Below are 24660 nucleotides of genomic sequence, written 5' to 3'. Positions count from 1 at the left end.
GTCGGCGAGGTGGCCGAACCGGGTGAGGTGATCGCGGGGTACGTGGTCGAGTCGGTCCTGGGGACCGGCGGCATGGGCACGGTCTACCGCGTGCGGCACCGCACGCTGCCGCGATCGGTGGCGCTGAAGGTGCTGCAGAGCCAGTTCTCCGCCGATCCGTCGGTGCGCGCTCGCTTCGACCGCGAGGCCGATATCGTGGCCGGGCTCAAGCATCCGCACATCGTCGACGTCTACGACCGTGGCGAATCCGACGGACACCTGTGGATCGCGATGGAGCTGGTCGAGGGCGGCAACGTCGCCCAGATCGTGCAGCGTGAGGGGCCGTTCAGCCTGGACCGCGCCGTCTCCGTGATCGAGCAGGTGGCGGACGCACTCGACGAGGCCCACGGCCACGGCATCCTCCACCGCGACGTCAAACCGGCCAACTTCCTGGTGGACCGCGGCCGCCGCGGCGAGCAGGTCAAGCTCGCCGACTTCGGCATCGGCGCCGCGCAGACCGAGGTCGGCCAGCACACCCAGACCGGCACGGTGGTCGGCACGTTGGCGTACACCGCCCCGGAGGCGCTGCTCGGCAACCCGATCGACCAGCGCGCCGACATCTACTCCCTGGCGTGCGCGGCCGTGGTACTGCTCACGGGCGCCCCGCCGTTCAGCACCACGATCTCCGGGCAGCTCATGCTCGCCCACATCAGCCAGAACCCGCCGAGCGTGCGGATCAAGCGGCCCGACCTCTCGCCCGAGATCGACTACGTGCTCGGTCGAGCGATGGCCAAGAATCCCGCCGAACGGTACAACTCCGCGGGTGAGTTCGCGGATGCGCTATCGGCGGCGGCACGCCGGATGTCGGGCGCCGCGGGAATGGCGCCCCCGCCGCCGCCGAGCGGCACGAATTGGCAGGGCACCCCGTCGAATCCGGCGCTGCCCACGGGCTTCAACCCAGCTCAGGGGACGCCGGGTTACGCGGGGCCCCCGCCCGGTGGCGGTGCGCCCGCGCAGTTCTACGGCGGGCCGAGCAGTCCGAGCAATCCGAGCATGGCGCCGCCGCAGCAATCGACCGCGAAGAGTCGTCGCCCGCTGATCATCGGGGCGTCCGCCGCAGTGGTGGTCCTGATCGCGATCGCCGTCGGGCTGTTCGCCTTCAAGGGTGGCGGATCGTCGTCCGACCTGCCGGCCCTCGACTCCTGGAGCGCCCGCACGGTGACGGACATCAACGGCGACACCAAGATCGACAAACGACCCGGCCGCATCGTGGCCCTGGGGCCGGGGGACGCGGAGATCGTCTCCGCCCTCGGATTCGACGTCGTCGCGGGAGGAAACGGACCGAAATCGGAACTGCCGTCCTGGGTTCCGGCGCTGAAGAGCGTCCCGACCGCGGGCACGTCGGCCAACCCGGACCGGTCGGTGATCGAGAAGGCCAAACCCGATCTGATCATCGACACCGATCCGGCGGCGGCCGATAAGGCCAAGGACCTGAAGACGGTGGCGAACAGCATCGCGGTGTCCCAGGCGGGTAGCAAGGGCTGGACCTGGCAGGAGCAGATGGCCTTCATCGCCGAAGCCCTGGGCGCCAAGGATCGCGCCGCCGAACTGCGCAAGCGGTACGAGCAGCGGATCACCGAACTGCGCGCGGCGCACCCGGACTTCACCGGCAAGAAGGTGGACCTCGTGCACTACGACGGCCAGTCCACCCGGTTGGCGACGACCTCCGCGAGCCCCTTCCAGATGCTGGGGCAGCTGGGCTTCGCGATGCAGGTCCCGTCGAAGGGCAGCGGTTCGTCGTGGCTCACGCTGGGATCGTCCGACCTGTACACGGCGGTGAGCACCAGCTCCGTGGACCGGACCATCGTGGCGCGCACCGACCCCGGCGCCGGCAACGGCGGCTACGACGGCCTTCCGTCGTCCCTGACCTACGGTGCGCCCATCGTGATCATCGACAGCAGCAGCAGTGTCGACGCCCTGCTGTACGGCGGCCCGCTCGCTCTCGATACCGTTGCCAATGACGTGATCCCGGTGATCGCGAAGGGAGTCAAGTAGTGGCGGAGCAGACGCTCACGGCGGCGGATCTGGAGCGGTACGCCGCTGCGCTGGCGGACGGTAAACGGCCCACGGTGTACCTGATCGAGGCGGTGCCCAGCCTGGGGCTGTCCGCGGGCGCCTCCGCGAAGGTGCTGGAGGTGTCGGGGACCACCGTCACCGTCCGGCCCGCGGGGGTCGACGATCAGTTGCCCTACGACGCGCGGGAGTTGCGCGCCACCAAAGCGCCGAAGCCGGTCAAGCCGGTGAAATCGGCGGCCAGGCCCGCCGCGGCGAAGCCGGCGCCGGGCACGGCGAAGTCGGTGGCGATCACGGTGTACGTGGGTGCCGACAACGCCGCCGTGATGAAGGTGACCCGGAACGCGCAGAAGCCGGCCGGTGCGCGCGACGTGCCTCTCGCCCCGGTGCAGAAGGCCCTCGTCGCCCTCGGTGACAAGGAGGCCCAGGCCGCGGTCGACGATGTGCTCTCGGCCGCGCGTGAGGCCGCCGCGGACCGCGTCGCCGAATTGCAGGCCGAACTGGCCGCGGCGAAGAAGTCCCTGGCCTCGCTGGAACGGGCCAAGCGGGGGAATGCCGGCGCCCCTCGAGGTCGTTGAGGTAGGTCATGACCGAGTCGATTCCCCACCTGAACCTGAGTGCCGACGAAGTACTCACCTCCACCCGGTCGGTGCGCAAGCGCCTCGACCTCGAGCGGCCCGTCCCGCTGGAGGTGATCACGGACGCGCTCGAGGTGGCGCTGCAGGCCCCGTCCGGCAGCAATGCGCAGGGCTGGCACTGGATCGTGCTGACCGACCCGGAGAAGAAGCGGATCGTGGCCGAGTACTACGCCCGGTCGTTCGCCGCCTACGCCGCGGCCGGTGCCGAGGCCCGTGCCAAGAACCCGCCGAAGGACCTGCAGACCGCCGAGAAGGTGGCCTCCAGCGCCCAGTACCTCGCGGACGTCATGCATGAGGTGCCCGCGCTCGTGATCGGCGCGATCCACGTGCCGGGCGGCGAACTGCCCGAGGGCAACCAGGCCGGCGTGTGGGGATCCCTGCTGCCCGCGGCGTGGAGCCTGTCCCTGGCGCTTCGTGAGCGCGGCCTCGGTTCCGCATGGACCACGCTGCACCTGGTCTACGAGCGCGAGGTCGCCGAGGCCCTCGGCCTGCCGGAGAACATCCGCCAGGGCGTGCTGCTGCCCGTGGCCTACACCAAGGGCACCGATTTCAAGCCCGCCAAGCGTGCCCCGCTCGACACGGTCCTGCACGTCAACGGCTGGTGAGGCGCACCGAGCCCCGGTGACCGGATCGTTCCGGTCACCGGCTCGATCGAGCCTGTCCGAGGCGGCCCTCACCGGCCACGATGGATGCCATGAACGCACTGCTGGTGATCGATGTCCAGGACTCCTTCCGATACCGGGAGAACTGGGCGGACGTGTCGAATCCGGACATCGTCGACGATGTGAACCGTCTCGTCGACGCCGCTCGTGAACGGAACGATCTGGTGGTGTGGATTCTCCACAGCGAGCCGGGCACCGGCGACGTCTTCGATCCGGATTCGGGTCACGTCGCCCTGCAGCCGGGATTGGTACCGCGGGCGGAGGAGCCGGTCCTGACGAAGACGACTCGCAATGCCTTCACGAGCACCGAGCTCGGACGGATCCTGCAGCAGCAGGGCGTACGCAGCCTGACGATCGCCGGCATCCAGACCGAACAGTGCTGCGAGACGACGACGCGGCTGGCGGCCGACCTGGGCTTCGACGTCGACTTCGTCACCGAGGCGACCGCGACCTTCCCGATCATCCGTCCCGACACCGGCGAAGTCCTCGGAACCGACGCGATCATCGAGCGGACCGAATTCGCCCTCGCAGGGAGGTTCGCGACGATCCGCACGCTCGACGAGGCCGCCGCCCCCGCGGCATGATGCCGGTGTGAGTCCCACGACGGTCGCAGTCCTCCTGCTCCCCGGGGTGCACCTGCTCGACGTCGCCGGGCCGGCCCAGGCCTTCGGCGCGGCAACGGACCTGGGACACGAATACCGCCCGCGGTACGTGGGCGAGTCGTCACAGGTCGCGAGCCATCAGGGACTACCGCTCGTCGCGGAGACCACCTTCCCCATGCTGCGCACGTCGGACATCATCGTGGTTCCCGGATGGCGAACCGACACGGGCCGAGTGCCGGCGTCGACGGAGACACTGCGTTGGCTCACCGACCACCACGACGCCGGCGGAACCGTGATGGCGGTGTGCGCGGGCGCGTTCGCACTCGGAGCGGCGGGCCTGTTGGACGGGCGCCGCTGCACGACGCACCACGAGCTGTGCGATCGGCTGGCGGTGCGCAACCCAGCGGCCACCGTGGTCCGCGACGTACTGCACGTGACGGACGGGACCGTCCGCACGTCGGCGGGTATCGCGAGCGGCATCGACGCCACGCTGGCGCTGCTCGCAGACCGCCACGGACCGGCCGCCGCCGCAGCGGTGTCCCGCGCGATGGTGGTCTACGCGCGCAGGAACGGTCACGCATCACAGCATTCCGTGATGCTGCGGCACCGCGCGCATGTCAACGACGCCGTGCACCGTGCCCTCGACCTGATCGACAGCCGGTTCTCGCAGACCGTTCCGCTCGGCGAACTCGCGTCCGCGGTCGGAGTCAGCGCGCGGACCCTGTCGCGGGCCTTCGAATCCGAACTGGGGACCACCCCGCTCCGGTATCAGCAAGCGGTGCGAGTGGAGCATGCGTCCCTGCTCATCGATCAGGGCGCGACCGTGGAATCCGCCGCGCACGCGGTCGGGTTCACCGATGCCCGGATGCTCCGGAGGTTGCGATCGCGCGCGCGCTGATCAGATGCCGAGGGCGGCGTCCATGAGGGCGACGAGTTCGTCGTAGAACCGCGGGCGCCGGCGGAGGCGGCGGGTGCGGGCGAAGTCGTTGGCGATGGTCATGGCAGCGCCGACGGCGATGCGGGCGCCGGCACCGTCGACCTCGCCACCGGCCTCCAGCAGCGCGACCCACCGTGCGAGATAGGCCTTCTGCGCCGCGAGCAGTGCCTCGCCACCGGATTCGATGACCACCTCGCGGCCCACCGTGAAGGCCACCGCGAGATCGGTGGAGGCCACCAGATTCGCGGCGTAGGAACGCACCAGGGCGCGCAGCTCGGCCACGGGGTCACCGTCGGCCTGGGCGGCCGCACCCAGCACCCCGATCTCCAGCGCCGCGCGGGCCCGGCCCACGACGCCCACCAGGATCGACGCCTTCGACGGGAAGTGCCCGTACACGCTCGGCCCCGAAATGCCCACGGCGGCACCGATGTCGTCCATCCCCACCGTGCTGTAGCCGCGGGAGAAGAACAGCTCCGATGCGGCGTCGAGGATCTCGTCGCTGCGGACCACGGGGGCACGACGAGCCGGGGGAGCGGGCAACTCCGGCGCGATCGACGGTGCGGCGCGCAGCACGCGCTCGCTGATCCGCTCGAGATCCCCGCGGTACCGGCGGGTCCCGATCCGGCCGCGGCTCGGGGGCACCGAACCACCGACGGCCAGGACCGCCCAGGCGAGGACCCGGGCGTCGTCGTCGGTGACCTCGGGGTGATCGCGGCGCAGCACCTCGGTCCAGCGGCCGAGCACGCCCTCGCTGGCCGCGATCATCTCGCGAGCCTGCTCGGCGGTCAGGTGTCGCCGGTTCCAACGCCACAGCGCGAGCGGGCCGGGGTTGTCGACCGCCATCGCGAAGACGGCGGCGGCGAGATCGTCGAAGCTGGCACCGGGCCGCGCGAGTGCCGCGTCGGTGGCGGCGGACATCTCGTCGACCGCCGAGCGCATCGCGGCGGCGAGGATCGCCTCCTTGTCCGGGAAGTGCCGGTACACGCTGGGGCCGCTGATGCCGGCGGCCCGTGCGATGTCCGCCACCGCGACGTTCCCGTAGCCGCGCTCGAGGAAGAGGCCGGTGGCCACGTCGACCAGCTGTCGACGCCGCTCGGCGGGGCGCAGGCGTGTGTTCGGAGTTGCCATGATTAACGTCACGATAGCCCATGAAACCGGTTATATGTGTCGATCTACGTGCAGATCTTTCCAAATAAGCTACACACGGTTAGCCTGTAGTCGGACGGGCTCTGCGCTGGACCAGGGGAGTCCGAACACCTTCTTCGAAAGGACGGGAAGACCAAGTGTCTGACGCATTCATCTACGAGGCGATCCGTACGCCGCGTGGCAAGCTCAAGGGCGGCTCGCTGACCGCCATCAAGCCCACCGACCTCGTGGTGGGGCTCATCGACGAGATCAAGGACCGGAATCCGAACCTGGATCCGGCCGCCGTCGACGACATCGTGCTGGGCGTGGTCTCGCCGGTCGGCGAGCAGGGTGCCGACATCGCGCGCACCGCGTCGATCGTGGCCGGTCTGCCCGACACCGTCGCCGGTGTGCAGATCAACCGGTTCTGCGCCTCGGGCCTCGAGGCCACCAACATGGCCGCGCAGAAGGTCGGCTCCGGCCTGGGCGACGACCTGGTGCTCGCCGGTGGCGTCGAGTCCATGTCGCGCGTGCCCATGGGCTCCGACTTCGGCGCCCTGTTCTACGACCCGCAGTACAGCTACGACAACTACATCGCGCCCCAGGGCATCGGTGCCGACCTGATCGCCACCATCGAGGGCTTCTCCCGCGATGACGTCGACCAGTACTCCGCCGAGTCGCAGGACCTCGCCGCCAAGGCGTGGGACGAGGGTCGCTTCGCGAAGTCGGTCGTGCCGGTCAAGGACCAGAACGGCCTCGTCGTTCTCGACAACGACGAGCACCGTCGCCCCGGCACCACCGCCGCCGACCTCGGCAAGCTGCGCCCCGCGTTCACCGTGATCGGTGAGATGGGCGGCTTCGACGCCGTGGCGCTGCAGAAGTACACCACCGTCGAGAAGATCGACCACGTGCACACGGGCGGCAACAGCTCGGGCATCGTCGACGGTGCCGCCCTGGTGCTCGTCGGCAACGAGGCCGGCGGCAAGAAGGCCGGCCTCACGCCCCGCGGCCGCATCGTGGCCACCGCCTCGACCGGTGCCGACCCCACCATCATGCTGACCGGCCCCACCCCGGCCACCGAGAAGGTGCTGGCCAAGGCCGGCCTGACCAAGGACGACATCGACGTCTGGGAGCTGAACGAGGCCTTCGCCTCGGTCGTCCTGAAGTGGATGAAGGACTTCAAGCTCGACCGTGAGCAGGTCAACGTCAACGGCGGCGCCATCGCGCTGGGCCACCCGCTCGGCGCCACCGGCGCGATGCTGGTGGGCACCGTGCTCGACGAGCTGGAGCGCACGGGCGGCCGCTACGGCCTGATCACCCTGTGCATCGCCGGCGGCATGGGCTCGGCCACCATCATCGAGCGCATCTGACGCCCGACGGAACTACAGGAGACTAGAAATACATGTCTGACAACATGATCCGCTGGGAGCAGGACGCCGACGGCATCGTCACGCTGACGATGGACGATCCGAACAGCTCCGCGAACACCATGAACGAGCTGTACGGCACCTCGATGCGGGCCACCGTGGACCGCCTCGAGGCCGAGGTGGACTCCATCACCGGCGTCGTGCTGACCTCGGCGAAGAAGACCTTCTTCGCCGGCGGTAACCTCACCGAGATCCGCAAGGCCACCAAGGCCGATGCGCAGAAGGTGTTCGACGAGGTCCAGGAGATCAAGAAGGATCTCCGTCGCCTCGAGAAGCTCCCCAAGCCCGTGGTGGCGGCCATCAACGGCGCCGCACTGGGCGGCGGCCTCGAGATCGCCCTCGCTGCGAACCACCGCATCGCGGCGGACGTCAAGGGCAGCAAGATCGGCCTTCCCGAGGTCAGCCTCGGCCTGCTGCCCGGTGGCGGCGGCGTGACCCGCACCGTGCGCATGCTCGGCCTGCAGGGCGCGCTCATGGGCGTGCTGCTTCAGGGCCAGCAGATGGCTCCGGGTAAGGCTCAGAAGACCGGCCTCGTGAACGATCTCGTGGGCACCGTCGAGGAGCTCGTCCCCGCCGCCAAGGCGTGGATCAAGGCCAACCCCGAGGCCGCGGCGCAGCCGTGGGACGTCAAGGGACACCGCATTCCCGGTGGCTCGCCGATCGATAAGACGCTGGCCCCCAACGCCCCGGCCTTCCCGGCCAACCTGCGCAAGCAGCTCAAGGGCGCGCCGATGCCGGCACCGGAGGCCATCATGGCCGCCGCCTTCGAGGGCACCTACGTGGACTTCGACACCGCGCTCGAGATCGAGTCGCGCTACTTCACCAAGCTGGCCACCGGCCAGGTGTCGAAGAACATGATCAAGGCCTTCTTCTTCGATCTGCAGCACATCAACGGCGGCGGCTCGCGGCCCGAGGGCTACGAGAAGTACCAGGCCAAGAAGGTCGGCGTGATCGGCGCCGGCATGATGGGTGCGGCCATCGCGTACGTCTCGGCCAAGGCCGGAATCGACGTGGTGCTCAAGGACATCGACCAGGCCGCCGCCGAGCGTGGCAAGGACTACTCGGTCAAGCTGGAGGAGAAGGCGCTCGCCAAGGGCCGCACCACCCAGGAGAAGTCCGACGCCCTGCTCGCCCGGATCCACCCGACCGTCGACCCGCAGGACTTCAAGGGTGTCGATCTGGTGATCGAGGCCGCGTTCGAGTCGGTCGAGGTGAAGAACAAGGTCTTCCAGGAGATCGAGGACATCGTCGAGCCCGACGCCATCCTGGGCTCGAACACCTCTACGCTGCCGATCACCATCCTCGCCGAGGGCGTCAAGCGCTCCGAGGACTTCATCGGCATCCACTTCTTCAGCCCCGTGGACAAGATGCCGCTGGTCGAGATCATCAAGGGCGAGAAGACCTCCGACGCCGTGCTGGCGAAGGTGATCGACTACACCCTGCAGATCAAGAAGACCCCGATCGTGGTCCACGACAGCCGTGGCTTCTTCACCTCGCGCGTGATCGGCACGTTCATCAACGAGGCCCTCGCGGCCATCGGCGAGGGTGTCGACCCGGTGTATCTGGAGCAGGCGGGTCAGCAGGCCGGCTACCCGGCGGCGCCGCTGCAGCTGACGGACGAGCTCACGCTCACCCTGATGCAGAAGATCCGCAAGGCCACCGAGGACGCTCTCACCGCCGAGGGCAAGCCGGTGCCGCAGCACGGCGCCTTCGACGTGGTCGACTGGATGGTGGCGAACGGCCGCACGTCCAAGAAGGACGGCGCGGGCTTCTACGACTACGCCGACGGCAAGCGCACCGGACTGTGGAAGGGCTTCCAGGAGCACTTCAAGTCGGGCAGCGTGAAGCCGGACTTCGCGGAGCTCCAGGAGCGCATGCTGTTCATCGAGTCGATCGAGACGGTGCGCTGCTTCGACGAGGGCGTGCTCGAATCGGTGGCCGACGCCAACATCGGCTCCATCTTCGGCATCGGCTTCCCCGCGTGGACCGGTGGCGTGATGCAGTACATCAACGGCTACGAGGGCCGCCCGGGCACGCCCGCCGAGGGTCTCACCGGGCCCAAGGCCTTCGTCGCCCAGGCGAAGAACCTGGCCGGTAAGTACGGCGAGCAGTTCACCCCGCCGGCGTCGCTGGTGGCCAAGGCCGAGGCCGGCGAGACCTACGAGTAGGTCGAGCGCTTCGAGCTAGCAGGCGAACGAAACGCCCCGGACCTCAGTGAGGTCCGGGGCGTTTCGCTTACCCGCAGTGCGGTGATCAGACCTGGGGGATGGCCTTGTTGGCCGACGACCGGATCTGGAACGCGTGCACGACCTCGACGAGACCGATGATGATCAGCGCGATGCCGGTGCCGTAGGTCAGCGGGGCGATGGCGTCGTACGGGTAGATCACGACGATCACACCGGCGATCGTGAACAGGATCGAGGCGAAGATGCCCAGGACGCGGTGCGGGGTGCCGTTCGGCAGGTCCAGGCCGACGGCGAAGCCGACGATGCCCTGGATGAGCCAGCCGACACCGATCCAGATGGCCAGCATGACCAGCGAATCGCCCTCGCTACGGAAGGCGAGCACCGAGAGCACGATCGACAGCGCGCCCGACACGAAGGTCAGGAAGCGCCACCAGTTGCTCTCCGACTTGATCGGACCGAACACGGTGTAGAGCTGCAGGATGCCGATCAGCAGCAGGTAGATCGCGAACAGCACACCGACCACGCGGAGCGTGGGCGAGGGCCAGGCGAGGATGACGGCGCCGAGGATGATCGCGACGATGCCGATACCCAGTACGGACTGCCAGACCTTGGTGACGACGTCCGAGGCGTACCCACGGACCTCGTCGACGAGCGAGTGGCGCGGCTGCGGATCCTGCGGAGCCGAAGACGACGACGTGGTGTCAGTAGTCACTACTTCCTACTTTCCTGGTTGGGCCCGCTTCTTGGGCCCGGATTTGGTGATGTGAATCCACCGACGGTGTCGGCGGATGAGATCTTACGATCCGCTGGAGATGTTGAGTTTGTCCTTGAGCTTGTTCACTCGTGCGTGCCGATCCGCCGAGCGGTCGGCCTTCTTCTCCTCGCGGACCTTCTTGCGGGCCGCGGCGGCGGCCTCATCGGCCGCCTCTTCGGCCGCGTCGACCTCATCGAGGACCTCGTCGGTCGGCTTGCGCACCAGACGTGCGCCGGACCGCGCGGCGAGGCCGTCGACGGCGTCGTGGGAGCCCTCGACGACGTCGGCGATGAGGGCATTGGAGCCCGGCGGGATCGAGCTGGACAGGGCGGCGATCACCGAGTCCGAATCGTCGGCGCGGGACAGGTCCCAGGCGCCGCCGATCAGTGCTCCGCTGGCCCAGCCGAGCAGTGCTCCCACGGGGCCGCCGAGTACTCCGACCAGCACTCCGAGGGTGCTCCCTCCGAGGGTGGCGAGCCCGACGGTGCCGGAGTCACCCTGCGGCACGGTGAGGGTTCCGTCGGCCCCGCGCTCCACCACGGCGGACTCCCGAACCTCGACCGCACCCGAGTTGCCGAGCTCAGTCAGCTGACTCTGTGCCTCGTACGCCGAGGCCGTGGTGGGCCACGTCAGCAGGATGACGTTCTCTTCTGATGCCACAGTGAATCTCCTCCCGTTGAAGCTGTCGTGTGTCGTATGTTTCGTCAGAGTGTCGAACCAGGCGACACACCGCAGACAAGTGGAGCACGGCGGCCCGCTCGCCGCAGCATGAGATCGCAAATCGCTACCGGTTTGCGACACGTTTGCTGCGCGATCGATACGATCTCAGTGATCGCAATCGCGAATCAGATTTCATTGCTCTTCGGTGTCGCCGTTGGAACGGGTCGGCCTCTGCGATGCCCGGCGTCGGCGTGCGAGTGGCCGCGGCGCAGTGCGCTCCGAAATCAATTCCTCGAATCCGCGAATAGTACGCTTCCAACAACAACTGTTGTCATACGTCCGTAATGCGTGATTGCAAATAACAATTAGTTGGGCAATAGCTCATGCATAGCCAGCCGCACGAACAACTTTTTCAACCGTTCTACCTGCGACGATGCCTCTCGATTTCGAGACAATTCTGTAGTTAAGAATGGTACGCATTCGTGCGCAGTATTGATTGTCGCTGTTGTGTAGCGGAAAAACTCAAGTACCCGCTACTGTGCCGTTTGCATCTGCACCAGCGACATACGCCACAACCCGCGGCGGGACGACGGTGACTCGAGATCCGAGGGATGCGCACAGAGATGGAGAAGACCAGATGAACATGGGGCGAAAGAGGATCGGCACATCGATCATCGCCGCAACCTTCGTGGTGATGGGGCTCGGGCTCAGTGCCGGGCCGGCCGCCGCGGAGACGAGCACGACGACGGTCGCACCCGTCGCCGCACCGGCGCCCGCTGCACCGGCACCCGCGGCCGCAGCTCAGACCGATCCGGTGGCATTGGAGTGCAAGTGTGATCCGAGTGCTCCGGGTTCGGCGCAGGCGGTCAAGGACGCGCTCGCCAAGCTGGAGGCGCTGAAGCAGGCGACGAAGACTGATCCGGTGGCGTTGGAGTGCAAGTGTGATCCGAGTGCTCCCGGCGCTGCGCAGGCGGTCAAGGACGCGCTCGCCAAGCTGGAGGCGCTGAAACCGGTCACCAAGCCGGAGCCCACCACACCGTCGCTGGCGTGCGATTGCGGTGACGTCAACCCGGGTGCCACTGACTCGATCAAGAACACGATCTCCAAGCTCGAAGCCATCAAGCCGGCCGCGAAGCCCGAACCGAAGCCCCAGCCGGAGACCCCCGTGTCGTGCAATTGCGCCATCAACGAGGGAGCGGTGGGAACGATCAAGTCCACGATCGACCGCCTCAACTCCATCCCGACGAAGACCGAGGCGGAGCAGTCGGCCGGCGCCGCTGCATCCGGTGCGTCCGACGACTGAGTGGTGACCGGGAGCCGGTGATGCGCACGACCTGCGCATCACCGGCTTTCGCCGTATCGGCACGGATCCGGCGTCTCCTCAGCCCCAGGCTTCGAGGAGCTCGACGTTCCGTGTGGCGCGCGGCCCGAACACATGGAGATCACGCTCGTCGCGATACGGCATCCAGTGCGATGCCGGAGAACCGTCGCGGCAAAATGCCACCCACGCGCCGTGCATGGCATCGCGCAGATCCGTGGGCGGCGCGGTGCCCGCGTGCAGCCGGAACGCGGGATCGTTGAGATTCCCGAGCGCGAAGCCGAGGTCGAGCGCGTGGAAGGCCGTGCGGCTCAGCAGCGGCGAAGGCCAGCTGAACAGATAGGCGTAGCAGTTCTCGCCCTGTCCTCGCTGTGCCCGCAGGCTGGGCGCCGCGAACAGCCCGTCGGAGACGAGGTCCACGAAGGGCTGACCGGAGCTTCCGCGATAGGCGTCGACGATTTCCGTTGTGGCGCCGAGGATGCCGAGTTCTTCCGCGATTCCGGCAGCGGTCGCCTCCTCTGATTGGTCCGGCGGGAAGACCCCCGGTGTGCACCATAGATCGGCCTCGGCGGCGTTGTGGCCGATGATCATCGGTATCGCTGCGCGATCCCGGGCCAGGACGCGGTCCGGCCGCTCGGGGAGGAGGTCGCCGAGCGCGGGAACGAACAGCGTGGCCTGACGATGCGGTGGCATCCCGGCGACCACCGCCGCGACCGCGGCGGCCACCTCGCGGGGATCGATCCGCCGCAGGTCCGCGGCGGTGGGCGAGCAGCCGAGCCGCTCGGCGGCGATCAGGGCAGGTCGTGCGGCGACGTCCGCGGGATACGCCGGTGCGATGCCGGATTGGCAGATCGCCCGGGCGAACAGGGAACCGGCGTGGGGTGTGACGGCGAGCGCCGAGGCGCTCATGGCCCCGGCCGATTCACCGGCGAGGGTGACCCGCGCCGGATCTCCGCCGAACGCGGCGATATTGCGCTGCACCCATTCCAGGGCGCAGATCTGATCGCGCAGGCCCCGGTTGTCGGGAGCATCCGGCAGGTGCGCGAAGCCCTCGACGCCGATCCGGTGGTTCACCGAGACGAAGACCACGCCGTCCCGGGCGAAGGAGGTCCCGTCGAAGATCGTCTGGGCCGTGCTGCCCATGGCGAAGGATCCGCCGTGGATCCAGACCAGGACGGGCAGGCCGGTCCCGGGTGTGGCGGGCGCCCAGATGTTGAGGGTCAGCCAGTCGTCGCCGGGGATCTCGGGATAGGTGAACGGCTCCGGTAGCACCATCGCGGCGGGCGAGGTGGGGCCGAACGCGTCCGCCGCCACCTCCGCCGCCGGGGCGGGCTCGGGCAGCCCGAATCGACGGGCCCCCACCGGGGGGAGCGCGTAGGGGATGCCGAGGAACCTGCGGACACCCGCCGACGCGGTTCCGGTGATCCGGCCGGCGTCGCACTCGACGACGGCCGGACCGGCGGTATCAGGCCTCGACGGCATCGGGTTCCCGCGCACCGCGCGGCACCAGGTACCAGACCACGGCTGCCACCGAGATGTACAGTCCGGCAAGCACCCACGCCACCGCGGTGTATCCGAAGGGCTCGGCGAAGATCGCCACGATCAGCGGGCCGACCAGGGTGGACAGTCCGGCACCGAAGTTCATCACGGAGATCGCCGCGCCCTTGTTGTTCTCCACGAAGTTCGCCACGATCGCGTCCAGTGGGATGTAGCCGGCCACGCAGGCGCCCAGACACAGGCCCGCGATCATCAGCGCTGCGAAGTTGTGGCCGAAGACCTGCGGGGCGTAGAAGAAGGCGAGCGTCGACAGGGCGCAACCCACACCGCCGACGTAGGAGATGACCCGCTTCCAGCCGAGCTGATCGCCGAGATAGCCGAACACCAGGTTGAAGGCGATGTTGGCGAGCCAGGTGGTGCCCCACACCGCGAGCCATTCGGCGGTGGTGAAGCCGTAGTCCTCCAGATACAGGGGCATGAACACCGGCATCGCGAACAAGGGCAGGGTGTTGACGATGCGGATGCCGATCACGAGCCACAGCCGGGGCTCATCGCGCAGGATGGTGACCAGCGAGAACAGCTCGCGCCAACGTTCAGCCGCGGGGGCGTCGCCGGGCTTGATGTCGTCGCGGTTGAGAAAGACGATCGCGGCCGTGCCGAGGGCGGCGAACAGCACCGTCGACCAGAGCACCGGTACCGGCCCCACGGCGTCGATCAGCAGGCCCGAGCCGTAGGCGCCCACCACGCTCATACCGCCGGAGAAGGCGACCCAGAACCAGCCGTAGGCGGTGCTCAACCGGTGGGGCACTGCGCGATAGGCGATCCACACCAGGAAGGAGTAGGAGAAGAGCGGGTAGCTGAAACCCTTGATCGCGTAGCCCGCGAACAGCGCCCACACGGCGTTCTGGCCGATGCCCACGCCCACGAAGAGCGCGGTTCCTGCGGCGAAGAGGACGAAGGCGAGCAGCATGGTGCGCTTGGCGCCGACGATCTCGAAGACCACTCCCGAGACCCACGACGAGATCGACACGCTCACGCCGTACACGGAGAAGATCGACGCGACCACGCTCACGCCGATGCCCTGGTCCGTGAGATACGGACTGAGCCAGCTGATCTCAAGACCCACGCCGATCATGAACAGGAAGACGCCGGCGAATCCCCACGCGATGCTCGGCGGGATGCCGATACGGGCGAGCAGGCCGGCGGGTCCGGAGCTCTCCAGGGTTGGTGGTGGGGTCATGATGCCTCCGAGGGATCGTTCTAGTGATGTTAAATCACACCAGACGGTAGGTGAATGTGACCTGGATCGCAATACCTTTGTGAGATCGCTGGGAAATTTCTCGTGACGTCGGTCACCACGATGTGATAAAGTCACACAAGTTCCACACCGGATCCCCGAGGAGGTAGCCGTGGCAACCGACGTCACCGAGCGACGACGCCTGATGCGCGACCTCGTCCAGGATGTGGGCGAGGTCGACTTCGCCTCGCTCGCCGCGCGCTTCCAGATCTCCGAGATGACGGCCCGGCGCGATGTCGACGTGCTCGAAGCCGAGGGGCTCGTCCGCAAGGTGATGGGTGGGGCGATCGCCACCGGCAAGTTCGTCGAGCCCTCGTTCGAGACCCGCATGGGCGCTTCGTCGTCCGGCAAGCAGGCCATCGGCGATGCGGTGGCGGCGTTGCTGCACACCCGCGAGACCGTGATCCTCGACAGCGGGAGCACTGCGCTCGCCGTGGCCCGCGCCGTTCGCGGCCGGCGGCTGGAGCTCACCGTGGTCACGCCCAGCGTGCAGGTGGCGGTCGAACTCTCCGACGAGCCCGGCACCACCGTCATCCTCACGGGCGGCACCATCCGTCCCGGCGAGCTCAGCCTGATCGGTGACGACGCGGTCTCGGCGCTGCGCCGGTACAACTGCGATACCTACGTGATGGGCGTCTCCGGCGTGCATCCCACCCGCGGGTACAGCGACTACCACCGCGAGGAGACCGCGGTGAAGCGCGCCGCCATCGAGGCGGCCGACCGCCTCATCGTGGTGGCCGACCGCACCAAGCTCGGTCGAGCCCACCTCGCTCAGGTGGCACCGCTCGACGCGGCGGATCTGCTCGTCACCGATGCCGATCCCGAATCCGATGTGGTCCGGACCGTTCGCGCGGCCGGAGTGCGCACCGTGTGCGCGGACCACGAAAACCTCTGATCCCCAAGGCGTACCGACTGTGTGCGCAGAATAGGAGACGGTCATCATGACCACCACCACCTGGCTCGACGATGTCTTCAGCACGAAGAAGCCGGTCATCGCCATGCTTCACCTCTCGGCCCTTCCGGGCGATCCGGGCTACGACACCGCCGCCGGGATCGGCGCGATCGTCGACCGCGCCAAGGCCGAGCTGGACGCCCTGCAGACAGGCGGGGTGGACGGTGTGATGATCTCCAACGAGTTCAGCCTCCCGTACCTCACCAAGACCGAGCCGATCACCGCCATCACCATGGCGCGGATCATCGCCGAGCTGCTCCCGCAGATGTCCGTGCCCTACGGCGTCAACGTGCTCTGGGACGGCCGCGCCTCGATCGACCTCGCCGTGGCCACCGGGGCGAAGTGGGTTCGCGAGATCTTCACCGGCGTCTACGCCAGCGACTTCGGACTGTGGAACACGAACGTGGGCGAGGTGGCCCGCTACCGGCACCGGATCGGCGGCCAGGACGTCAAGCTGCTGTTCAACATCGTGCCGGAGTCGGCGCAGTACCTCGCCGACCGCAGCCTCAAGTCCATCGCCGAGACCACCGTCTTCGCCACCAAGCCCGATGCGCTGTGCGTCTCCGGGCTCACGGCCGGTGCCCCCACCGATACCCAGTCGCTCCGGATCGTCAAGGACGCAGCCGGTTCCGTGCCGGTCTTCGTGAACACCGGGGTGCGCGCCTCGAACGCGGGCGAGCAGCTCGCGATCGCCGACGGTGCCGTGGTGGGCACCGCCTTCAAGGAGGGCGGGGTCTTCGAGAACCGCGCCGACCTGGCTCGCGTGCAGGAGCTCATGGGCGCCGTCCGCGACTTCCGCGCCACCCTCTGAGCCCCCGCGGAACGCTGAGCCCATGACAGTCGTGCTCGGTGTCGACATCGGCACCTACGAGACGAAGGGCGTGCTGCTGCGCGGCGACGGCACCGTCGCCGCGAAGGCCCGCCGGCCGCACCGCGTCACGGTGCCCCGGCCGGGCTACGTCGAGCACGATCCGGAAGCCGTGTGGTGGAACGGATTCGTGGAGGTCACCGCCCGGCTGCTCGCCGAGAGCGGTATCGCACCGGCGGAGATCGCGGCGGTGGCCTGCAGCGGCATCGGCCCCTGCGTGCTGCCCGTCGACGCCGCAGGAGATCCGTTGCGGCCGGCGATCCTCTACGGCGTGGACACCCGCGCCGGTAGCCAGATCGACGAGCAGACCCGGGCGCTCGGCGCCGACGAGATCATGGCGCGTTCCGGCACCGCGCTCACCTCTCAGTCCGCGGGACCGAAGGTCGCCTGGTTGCACGACAACGAGCCGGAGATCTTCTCCGCCGCCCACCTGTTCGTGACCTGCCAGACCTTCGTCACCGGGCGCCTGACCGGGCGCTGGGTCACCGACCGCGCCACCGCCGCCTACTTCCACCCGCTGTACGACCGGCGGACCGACGAGTGGAATCTCGACGGTGTTCCCGGCGCGCCGCGTCGCGAACAGCTACCCGACCTCGGGTGGTCGTCGGACGTGGTCGGTGCGATCACCGAGAGCGCCGCCGCCGCAACCGGCCTCTGCGCGGGCACGCCGGTCCTGGTCGGAGCGCCCGACGCCGCCGTGGAGGCGCTCAGCGCCGGGGTCCGCCGGCCCGGCGACATGATGCTGATGTACGGCTCCTCGCACTTCCTCATCGAGGTGCTCGACCGGCCGGTGTCCTCCGAGGTGTTGTGGCCCGCGCCGTATCTCTTCCGCGACACCTACATCGCCGCGGCGGGTACCGCGACGGCGGGCAGCTTCACCCGCTGGTACGCCGATCTCCTCGCACCCGAGGGCGGCGGCACCGACGAGGTCTTCGCCGAGATCGCCGATCTCGCAGCGCGATCCCGTCCCGGGGCGCGCGGCCTGCTCGCCCTGCCCCACCTCAGCGGCGAACGCACCCCGCTGTTCGACGCCGGCGCTCGCGGCGGCTTCCTGGGCCTCTCGCTGGAACACGACCGCGGCGATATGGCCCGCGCCGTACTCGAGGGCATCGCGCAGTCCGCCGTGGCCGCGATCCGCGCGTACGAGGCGGAATCGCTGGCACCCGAACGGATCCGGGCCGTGGGCGGCGGAACCAAGAACGCCGTGTGGTTGCAGGCCGTATCCGATATCAGCGGCCGGTCCCAGGAGGTGGTCGGCGGATCCGGTGCGGCCCAGGGTGATGCGATGCTCGCCGCGTGCGCCGCCGGATTCATCACGCCGGACCGTCTGGACGAGTGGGTCACCGTCGAGAAGCAGGTGCATCCGCGCACCGAGCTCGCCCCGCTCTACGCCCGGCAGAGCGCCGCGTACCGGGCCTTCTACCGCGCCACTCGCGACATCGTCGCCGAACTCGACCACGTGAGGAACCATGACCAGTAACGATCCGCGGTGGGCACGTCTCGCCGACCACATCGCGAGCCGCCTGGAGATCGCCCCGCAATCGCGGGTCAGCATCTTCGTCAACGACGTCAGCGCCGCGCCCGCCGCACACGCCCTGATCCGCGCTGCCACCCGCATCGGTGCCGCCGTCCAGACCGTGTACACCGCCGAGTTCGCCGATGCGGACGCGCTCGCATCGCGCACCGTCGACGAGCTCGCCGAACCGGCCCCGGTCGAGGTGGCCGCCATGGAGTGGTCCACCGTGCACGTCTCGCTGCGCGCCATGCTCTGGCCCGACTCCGATGCCGACGCCGATCCCGATCTGCCCGCGAAGCTGGCGGCACAGCGCACGGCCAAGGGTGTCGTCTCGTCGCTGCGCTGGCGCGGGACCCGCTGGGCCGTGGTCCGGGTCCCCACCGCGGAATGGGCGGCGCAGATCGATGTCCCGTTCTCCGCGCTGCTCGACGAGTTCTTCGCCGGCGCACTCGAGAACTGGGACACGCACCGTCGCACCTGGCAGCCGCTCGCCGACGCCGTGACCGCCGCGGACACCATCACCGTGACCTCGCCCGACACCCACCTCACGCTGCGCGTCGCCGGCCGCCTCGGCGTGCTCTTCGCCGGCGAGGCCAACCTGCCCGACGGCGAGGTGGCCACCGCGCCGCTCGACGACGGCGTGAACGGCCACATCACCTTCCCCGGCACCTTCGTCTTCGCGGGCCACGCCTTCGAGGACCTCCGGCTGGAATTCACCGACGGCCTGGTGACCGCGGTCGACGCCGTCCGAGGCGCGGACGTGGCACGCGCGCTCATCGCCACCGACGCGGGGTCGGCCCGGGTCGGCGAGCTGGGAATCGGCACCAGCTCCGTGGTCCAGACCTGGACCGGCGACCTGTTCCTCGACGAGAAGATCCTGGGCACCGTGCACATCGCCCTCGGCCGTGCCTACGCGGAATGCAAGGGCACCAACGATTCCTCGCTGCACTGGGACATCGTCAAGGACCTGCGCCCGGGTGCGCCCGGCGGAGCGGGAACGCTCGCCATCGACGGCCGGCCCGTGATCGTCGACGGCGAGCTCATCGGCTTCTAGTCCGGACCGGCCTCGATCACCTGCTCGGCCACCTCGGCCAGCCGGATGTTGCTGTCCTGGGACAGGCGCGCCAGCAGCCGGAAGGCACCGTCGGAGTCGAGCTTGTAGCGCTCCATGATCATGCCCTTGGCCTGCCCGATCACATCGCGCGTGGTGAGCGCGGCGCGGATCTGTTCCTTCTCCCGGACCGCCGAGAAGGCGACCGCGGCGTGCACCGCGAACAGGGATCCGATCGACTGCGATTCGGCGTCGAAGGCGTTCGCCTCGCGGGCCATCAGATCGAGCGTGCCGTAGGCGTCGTTCTGCACGTAGAGGCAGAACGAGAGGATCGAGCCCACACCCGCGGCCCGGGCGGCCTCCGCGAAACGCGGCCAGCGCGGTTCGTCGGCGGTGTCCTCGACGAGGATCGTGGTGGACTCGAAGGTGGCGCCCACACTGGGCCCCTCCTCCAGCTCGCGCTGCACATCGGCCACCCGCTGCGCGGCATCACCGATCACCACGGGATGGCTGATCCCGCCCTTCGGATCGACCAGCGTGATGCTCGCGAAGGAGGCACCAGGCACCTGATCGACCGCGAACTGCGTGACGGCGGTGAGCAGTGATTCCGAATCGGAGGATTGCTCGCGCAGGAGCCGGGCGATCTCGCCCATCCGCTCGCTGAGCGTCAGCTCCTCGAGCGGAACCTCCTCCGCCGCCGGCGCCTCGTGCACAGTGCCGAGGACGGAGGGGAGTTGTTCTGTGGACTGCTTATGTGCTGGCACGGCCACCCGTTCTCCGCACCTCGATCTGGGGTGCGGGACTACGTACGTGGTAAGTCCGCCGGCTGCTGGACGGCTGTTCTCTCAATCGGCAGTTTGCTACAGAATCGCTACCGATCAGTAATCACCATATCGAGACGCGGCGCTCAGGGGCCAGAAACAGGGCGTCCCCGTCCGTGACGCCGAAGGCGGCGTAGAACGCGTCCAGGTTGCTGGCGATGGCATTGCACCGGAACTCCGGAGGCGAATGCGGGTCGATGGCCAGCCGTCGGATCGCCTCCTCGGGGCGACTCTTGCCGCGCCAGATCTGGCCCCAGCTGTAGAACACCCGCTGCAACCCGGACAGGCCGTCGACCTCGGTGGACGCATCGTCGACGGTGCCGCCCTCCCGCTCCCGCGCGATCCCGTAGGCCACCAGGGCGATGCCGAGGCCGCCCAGGTCGCCGATGTTCTCGCCGACGGTGAAACCGCCGTTGACGTGGTGCTCGGAATCGGCGTCCAGCTCCCGCGGGGTGAGCGCGTCGTACTGCTCGATCAGGGCGCGGGTGCGCTCGCCGAACTCGGCGCGGTCGGTATCGGTCCACCAGTCCTCGAGGTTGCCGTCACCGTCGTACTTCGCGCCCTGATCATCGAAGCCGTGGCCGATCTCGTGGCCGATCACGGCCCCGATCCCGCCGAAGTTCACCGCATCGTCGGCCGTGGGCGCGAAGAAGGGCGGCTGCAGGATGGCCGCCGGGAAGAAGATCTCGTTCATGCCGGGGTTGTAGTAGGCGTTCACCGTCTGCGGGGTCATGAACCATTCATCGCGATCGACGGGGGCGCCGATCTTCGCGAACTCCCGGTCGTGTTCGGCGGCGTTGCCGCGGCGCACGTTGCCCAGCAGGTCGTCGCGGCGGATCTCCAGCGCCGAGTAGTCGCGCGCGGAATCGGGGTAGCCGATCTTCGGCGTGAACTTGCCCAGCTTCTCCAGCGCCCGCACCCGGGTGGCCGGCGTCATCCACTCCAGGTCGGTGATCCGCCGGCGGTAGGCCTCCACCAGATCGTCGACGAGGGCCTGCATGCGCGCCTTGGAATCGGCGGGGAAGTGCCGCGCGGTGTACAGCTCACCGACCGCGAAGCCGAGGTGCTCCTCGACGAGGCCGACGCCGCGCTTCCACCGCTCCCGGTTCTCCGTGGCACCCGTCAGCGTGGTGCCGTAGAACGCGAAGCTGGTCGCGACCACCTCGTCGGACAGGTACGGGCTGCGGGCCCGCAGCACCCGCCACGCGAGCCAGGTGCGCCACTGCGCCAGCGGCCGGTCGGTGAGCAGCGCGGCGGCGTGCGTCGCGAACGAGGGCTGCCGCACATTGACCTCGGCGAAGGCGTCCGCGGAGGTGAGCGCCGCGGTCCAGCCGGACAGGTGCAGGCCGGGCGCCTGGGCGTCGAGGTCGGCCAGGGTGCGCAGGTTGTACGACTTGTCCGCGTCGCGACGGTCCACCACGTTCCAGTGTCCGGCCGCGATGGCCGTCTCCAGATCGAGGACGGCGGCGGCAGCCGCATCCTCCTCGCCCGCGGGCACGATCCCCTCCAGCACGCCGGGGGACAGGCGCGTCGCGAGCCGGAAGGTGTCCGCCACGTGCGCGGTGAACTTCTCCCGGACCGGCGCGTACTGCTCCTCGCGGTAGTAGGCCTCGTCGGGCAGCGACAGCCCGCTCTGCGTGAGCTGCACCAGGTACCGGTCCGAGCGCTTGGCGTCGGTGTCCACGTAGTAGCCGAGCAGGCCGCCGACCCCGGTGCGCTGCAACCGGCCCAGCACCGTCACCAGATCGGCGGGGGAGTCGGCCCAGCGGATCTCGGCGATCTCGTCGGCCACCGGCGTGACGCCCGCGGCCTCGATCGCGGCGGTGTCCATGAAGCTGGCGTACAGGTCGCCGATCTTGGCGGCATCGCCCGAGGCCGCTGCATCGGACGCGGCCGCCTCGACGATCTCCTTCACGTGCAACTCCGCCGCATCGCGCAGTGCGTAGAAGGCGCCGTCGGTGGAGCGGTCCGCCGGGATCTCGTGGCTGTCCAGCCACTTTCCGTTGACGTGCCCGAACAGATCGTCCTGGACGCGGATGTCGGAGTCGACGAAACTGAGGTCGAGTGCGCTGTCGCTGGTCACTCGCCCATCCTGCCAGTTGTTCGGCGATCTCAGTGTGTGAGATGGAAAGCTAGCGAACATTCTCGTGTGACGGGAGTCTCGGTTACGGTGCTCATCGATACCGGAATCCGCAACGTGGGTTCGTGACGACCGGGGAGAACAGATGAGGCTGACCCGACTGAGCCGGGCCGCGACCGCCCTCCTGACCGCTGCGATCATCGTGATCGCAGGCGGCGCGATCCCGATCGCGGCGGCACCCGCCGCCGCCGAACCCTGGAAGCCCGGACCCGGCGTGGCCGGGATGATCAACCCCGAGTGGATCGCCTCGCACGACGGCCCCAGCCAGTACCCGCGGATGGCCACGGAATGGGACGTGCCGATCCGGATGTCCGACGGCACGGTGCTGCGGGCCAACATCTTCCGCCCCGCGGACGCCGCGGGGAAGCCGATCGACACCAAGACCCCGGCGATCGTGAACATGACGCCGTACACGAAGTTCGTCAGCACCGTCGCCACGGTGATGACCAACGTGCCGGTGCTCTACCCGGCGCTCGTCGGCGTGCTGAACATGCTCAACTTCTCGGGCACCCCCATCGGCGGCGTCGACGACCTGCGCAACGTGCTCAACGGCGGCATGCTCAACACCTTCACCGTGGACCAGAAGCTGGTGCAGAGCGGCTACACCCAGGTGGTGGTGGACGTGCGCGGCACCGGCAACTCGCAGGGGAAGTGGGACGTCTTCGGTAGTCGCGAGCAGAAGGACACCGTCGAGGTGCTCGACTGGGTGCGCAAGCAGAGCTGGACCAACGGCCGCATGGGCATGTCGGGCGTCTCGTACTCCGCGATCAACCAGTTGCAGGTGGCGTCGAAGAACCCGGAGGGCCTGCAGGCGCTGTTCCCCGTGGTGCCGGGTGCCGATATCGCCGCCGACATCGTGGCGCCCGGCGGCGGCCTCGGCGTGGGCTTCCTCGGCCCCTGGCTGGCCATCGTGAACGTGCTCAAGTTCATCCCCGATCTGCGGTCGCTACTCAACGGCACCTTCGACTGGAAGTGGCTGCAGGACCGGCTGCAGAATCCGGCCGTCTTCGTTCCCGAGCTGCTGTCCGGCGTCTTCTCGCCCACGGTGGAGGGACTGACCCCCACCACCAAGCAGCTGATCGACAAGAACTCGCCCCTGCGCGCCGCCTATCGCACGCCGCTCGACAAGGTGACCACCCCGACCTTCGCGCTGGGCGCCTGGAACGACCTGTTCACCAACACCGAATGGCGCCTGCCCAAGGATTTGAGCGCGCTGCCCACCAGCAAGAAGAAACTGATCATGGGCGATGCCGCGCACGTCACCGTGACCAACGACATGGGCGGGGTGAACCAGCCGACGCGCGCCGACGTGCTGCAGAAGGCGTGGTTCGACAAGTGGCTCAAGGACATCGACAACGGCATCGACAACTACTCGCCGGTCACCGTGCACCGGATGGGCGGCGGCTGGTGGCAGGGCGACACCTTCCCCGAGCCCGCGCAGAAGTACCAGCGCATGTACCTGTCCAGCCTGCCCTCGGGGTCGGCGCCGGGATCGCTCAGCGACAACAGCCTGCAGACCGCTCCGCCGAAGATCGCGGCGCGGCGCACCGTGGGCCCAGGCCTGTCGACGCTGTGCTCCAACGACACCGGGCAGGCCATGTTCGGCCTGCTGGTGCTCACCGGATGCACCAAGGACACCCGGGTCGCCGAGATGAACGCGCTCACCTTCTCGTCCAAACCGGTGGACAAACCCACTGTGATATCGGGGCCGATCAACCTGCGGCTCAACACCACCCAGGACGCACGTGACGCCTACTGGAGCGTGATCGTCACCGATGTCTCGCCCGACGGCCGATCGGAGAAGATCAGCTCGGGCCAGCTCACCACGTCGCTGCGGCAGATCGACGAATCGCGCAGCATCCGCACCGCGAACGGCGATCTCGCCTCGCCCTACTACCAGCTCAACATCGACGACCGCGAGCTGGTCAAGCCGGGACAGGTGGTGCCGCTCGACATCGGCACGCACGCGGTGAGCGCGGTGCTCAAGCCCGGCCACCGGCTGCGCGTGGACGTCTTCGCGCTCAACCTGATCAAGGCGATGACCGTGGGCCCCGTGACCGCGGAGACGCAGCTGCGGCCCCAGCACGTGCTGATCGACCCGAAGCAGCCGAGTTACCTGGTGGTCCCCTCGGACCGGCCGCTGCCCTAGCCGGGGAC

20 protein-coding genes are annotated in these 24660 nt (G+C 68.7%); 13 read left to right on the top strand and 7 right to left on the bottom strand.

Annotation, left to right across the window (positions count from 1 at the left end):
* The first annotated feature begins 9 nt into the window (after positions 1-9).
* From TTY48_RS07665 to TTY48_RS07645, 5 genes are all read left to right on the top strand, one after another.
* A complete protein-coding gene (locus TTY48_RS07665; protein ID WP_220656929.1) occupies positions 10-2034 on the top strand; it encodes a serine/threonine-protein kinase in 2025 nt (674 codons plus the stop codon).
* Positions 2034-2630, top strand: a complete 597-nt coding sequence (locus TTY48_RS07660; protein WP_220656928.1) for a hypothetical protein — start codon at positions 2034-2036, stop codon at positions 2628-2630. Before TTY48_RS07665 ends, TTY48_RS07660 begins: the two co-directional genes overlap by 1 nt.
* Before the next feature lie 8 nt (positions 2631-2638).
* Complete coding sequence (locus TTY48_RS07655) at positions 2639-3295, top strand: nitroreductase family protein (protein WP_220656927.1); 657 nt, start codon at positions 2639-2641, stop codon at positions 3293-3295.
* Positions 3296-3384: 89 nt separating this feature from the next.
* On the top strand, positions 3385-3936 hold the full coding sequence (locus TTY48_RS07650; RefSeq protein ID WP_220656926.1) for a cysteine hydrolase family protein: 552 nt from the start codon (positions 3385-3387) through the stop codon (positions 3934-3936).
* A gap of 7 nt (positions 3937-3943) precedes the next feature.
* Positions 3944-4852: a GlxA family transcriptional regulator gene (locus tag TTY48_RS07645; RefSeq protein WP_220656925.1), complete on the top strand. Its 909-nt coding sequence runs from the start codon at positions 3944-3946 to the stop codon at positions 4850-4852.
* Here TTY48_RS07645 and TTY48_RS07640 read toward each other — a convergent pair whose 3' ends face one another.
* Positions 4853-6019, bottom strand: a complete 1167-nt coding sequence (locus tag TTY48_RS07640) for a TetR/AcrR family transcriptional regulator (RefSeq protein WP_220656924.1) — start codon at positions 6017-6019, stop codon at positions 4853-4855.
* A 155-nt stretch (positions 6020-6174) separates the two neighbouring features.
* Here TTY48_RS07640 and TTY48_RS07635 point away from each other — a divergent pair, with 155 nt between their 5' ends.
* Both TTY48_RS07635 and TTY48_RS07630 read left to right on the top strand, forming a co-directional pair.
* Positions 6175-7386: an acetyl-CoA C-acetyltransferase gene (locus TTY48_RS07635; RefSeq protein WP_220656923.1), complete on the top strand. Its 1212-nt coding sequence runs from the start codon at positions 6175-6177 to the stop codon at positions 7384-7386.
* A 32-nt stretch (positions 7387-7418) separates the two neighbouring features.
* The gene (locus TTY48_RS07630) at positions 7419-9611 is read left to right on the top strand and encodes a 3-hydroxyacyl-CoA dehydrogenase NAD-binding domain-containing protein (protein ID WP_220656922.1); all 2193 of its coding nucleotides are present in this window, start codon (positions 7419-7421) and stop codon (positions 9609-9611) included.
* Between the two features lie 85 nt (positions 9612-9696).
* On the opposite strand, the gene TTY48_RS07625 is transcribed toward TTY48_RS07630, so the two are convergent.
* Both TTY48_RS07625 and TTY48_RS07620 read right to left on the bottom strand, forming a co-directional pair.
* A complete protein-coding gene (locus TTY48_RS07625; RefSeq protein ID WP_220656921.1) occupies positions 9697-10341 on the bottom strand; it encodes an HdeD family acid-resistance protein in 645 nt (214 codons plus the stop codon).
* A gap of 84 nt (positions 10342-10425) precedes the next feature.
* The gene (locus tag TTY48_RS07620) at positions 10426-11043 is read right to left on the bottom strand and encodes a DUF1269 domain-containing protein (RefSeq protein ID WP_220656920.1); all 618 of its coding nucleotides are present in this window, start codon (positions 11041-11043) and stop codon (positions 10426-10428) included.
* Positions 11044-11686: 643 nt separating this feature from the next.
* On the opposite strand from TTY48_RS07620, the gene TTY48_RS07615 reads away from it, so the two are divergent.
* Positions 11687-12346 (top strand): hypothetical protein, encoded by a 660-nt coding sequence (locus TTY48_RS07615; RefSeq protein ID WP_220656919.1) that lies wholly within the window; start codon positions 11687-11689, stop codon positions 12344-12346.
* A gap of 78 nt (positions 12347-12424) precedes the next feature.
* Here the strand turns inward: TTY48_RS07615 and TTY48_RS07610 are convergent, their stop codons facing one another.
* Positions 12425-13843: a carboxylesterase/lipase family protein gene (locus TTY48_RS07610; protein WP_220656918.1), complete on the bottom strand. Its 1419-nt coding sequence runs from the start codon at positions 13841-13843 to the stop codon at positions 12425-12427.
* The gene (locus TTY48_RS07605) at positions 13827-15098 is read right to left on the bottom strand and encodes an MFS transporter (protein ID WP_220656917.1); all 1272 of its coding nucleotides are present in this window, start codon (positions 15096-15098) and stop codon (positions 13827-13829) included. Before TTY48_RS07605 ends, TTY48_RS07610 begins: the two co-directional genes overlap by 17 nt.
* Positions 15099-15300: 202 nt before the next feature.
* Here TTY48_RS07605 and TTY48_RS07600 point away from each other — a divergent pair, with 202 nt between their 5' ends.
* From TTY48_RS07600 to TTY48_RS07585, 4 genes are read left to right on the top strand one after another with little or no spacing between them, the layout of a single operon-like run.
* Positions 15301-16050, top strand: a complete 750-nt coding sequence (locus tag TTY48_RS07600) for a DeoR/GlpR family DNA-binding transcription regulator (protein WP_220658500.1) — start codon at positions 15301-15303, stop codon at positions 16048-16050.
* Between the two features lie 46 nt (positions 16051-16096).
* Positions 16097-16918: a BtpA/SgcQ family protein gene (locus TTY48_RS07595; RefSeq protein ID WP_220656916.1), complete on the top strand. Its 822-nt coding sequence runs from the start codon at positions 16097-16099 to the stop codon at positions 16916-16918.
* A 22-nt stretch (positions 16919-16940) separates the two neighbouring features.
* Positions 16941-18455: an FGGY-family carbohydrate kinase gene (locus TTY48_RS07590; RefSeq protein WP_220656915.1), complete on the top strand. Its 1515-nt coding sequence runs from the start codon at positions 16941-16943 to the stop codon at positions 18453-18455.
* Positions 18445-19545: an aminopeptidase gene (locus TTY48_RS07585; protein WP_220656914.1), complete on the top strand. Its 1101-nt coding sequence runs from the start codon at positions 18445-18447 to the stop codon at positions 19543-19545. The genes TTY48_RS07590 and TTY48_RS07585 overlap by 11 nt, the downstream gene beginning before the upstream one ends.
* On the opposite strand, the gene TTY48_RS07580 is transcribed toward TTY48_RS07585, so the two are convergent.
* A complete protein-coding gene (locus TTY48_RS07580; protein WP_308443056.1) occupies positions 19542-20306 on the bottom strand; it encodes a GAF and ANTAR domain-containing protein in 765 nt (254 codons plus the stop codon). The two genes, TTY48_RS07585 and TTY48_RS07580, sit on opposite strands and share 4 nt — an antisense overlap.
* 121 nt (positions 20307-20427) lie before the next feature.
* The gene (locus TTY48_RS07575; RefSeq protein ID WP_220656912.1) at positions 20428-22446 is read right to left on the bottom strand and encodes a M13 family metallopeptidase; all 2019 of its coding nucleotides are present in this window, start codon (positions 22444-22446) and stop codon (positions 20428-20430) included.
* Positions 22447-22588: 142 nt separating this feature from the next.
* Between TTY48_RS07575 and TTY48_RS07570 the strand changes: the two genes are divergently transcribed.
* On the top strand, positions 22589-24652 hold the full coding sequence (locus TTY48_RS07570) for a CocE/NonD family hydrolase (protein WP_220656911.1): 2064 nt from the start codon (positions 22589-22591) through the stop codon (positions 24650-24652).
* Positions 24653-24660: the final 8 nt, after the last annotated feature.

Source organism: Tsukamurella sp. TY48, from assembly GCF_019656655.1.
In the GTDB taxonomy this organism is placed as follows: Bacteria; Actinomycetota; Actinomycetes; order Mycobacteriales; family Mycobacteriaceae; genus Tsukamurella; species Tsukamurella strandjordii.
Note: the sequence above shows the minus strand (reverse complement) of the source record. Positions and strands in the feature narration are given on the sequence as shown.

Excerpts from the sequence above, each read along its gene's own strand:
- TTY48_RS07655 (WP_220656927.1), top strand. The coding sequence starts at position 2,639 with ATGACCGAGTCGATTCCCCACCTGAACCTGAGTGCCGACGAAGTACTC.
- TTY48_RS07650 (WP_220656926.1), top strand. The coding sequence starts at position 3,385 with ATGAACGCACTGCTGGTGATCGATGTCCAGGACTCCTTCCGATACCGG.
- TTY48_RS07640 (WP_220656924.1), bottom strand. The coding sequence starts at position 6,019 with ATGGCAACTCCGAACACACGCCTGCGCCCCGCCGAGCGGCGTCGACAG.
- TTY48_RS07630 (WP_220656922.1), top strand. The coding sequence starts at position 7,419 with ATGTCTGACAACATGATCCGCTGGGAGCAGGACGCCGACGGCATCGTC.
- TTY48_RS07615 (WP_220656919.1), top strand. The coding sequence starts at position 11,687 with ATGGGGCGAAAGAGGATCGGCACATCGATCATCGCCGCAACCTTCGTG.
- TTY48_RS07610 (WP_220656918.1), bottom strand. The coding sequence starts at position 13,843 with ATGCCGTCGAGGCCTGATACCGCCGGTCCGGCCGTCGTCGAGTGCGAC.
- TTY48_RS07605 (WP_220656917.1), bottom strand. The coding sequence starts at position 15,098 with ATGACCCCACCACCAACCCTGGAGAGCTCCGGACCCGCCGGCCTGCTC.
- TTY48_RS07600 (WP_220658500.1), top strand. The coding sequence starts at position 15,301 with ATGCGCGACCTCGTCCAGGATGTGGGCGAGGTCGACTTCGCCTCGCTC.
- TTY48_RS07595 (WP_220656916.1), top strand. The coding sequence starts at position 16,097 with ATGACCACCACCACCTGGCTCGACGATGTCTTCAGCACGAAGAAGCCG.
- TTY48_RS07590 (WP_220656915.1), top strand. The coding sequence starts at position 16,941 with ATGACAGTCGTGCTCGGTGTCGACATCGGCACCTACGAGACGAAGGGC.
- TTY48_RS07585 (WP_220656914.1), top strand. The coding sequence starts at position 18,445 with ATGACCAGTAACGATCCGCGGTGGGCACGTCTCGCCGACCACATCGCG.
- TTY48_RS07570 (WP_220656911.1), top strand. The coding sequence starts at position 22,589 with ATGAGGCTGACCCGACTGAGCCGGGCCGCGACCGCCCTCCTGACCGCT.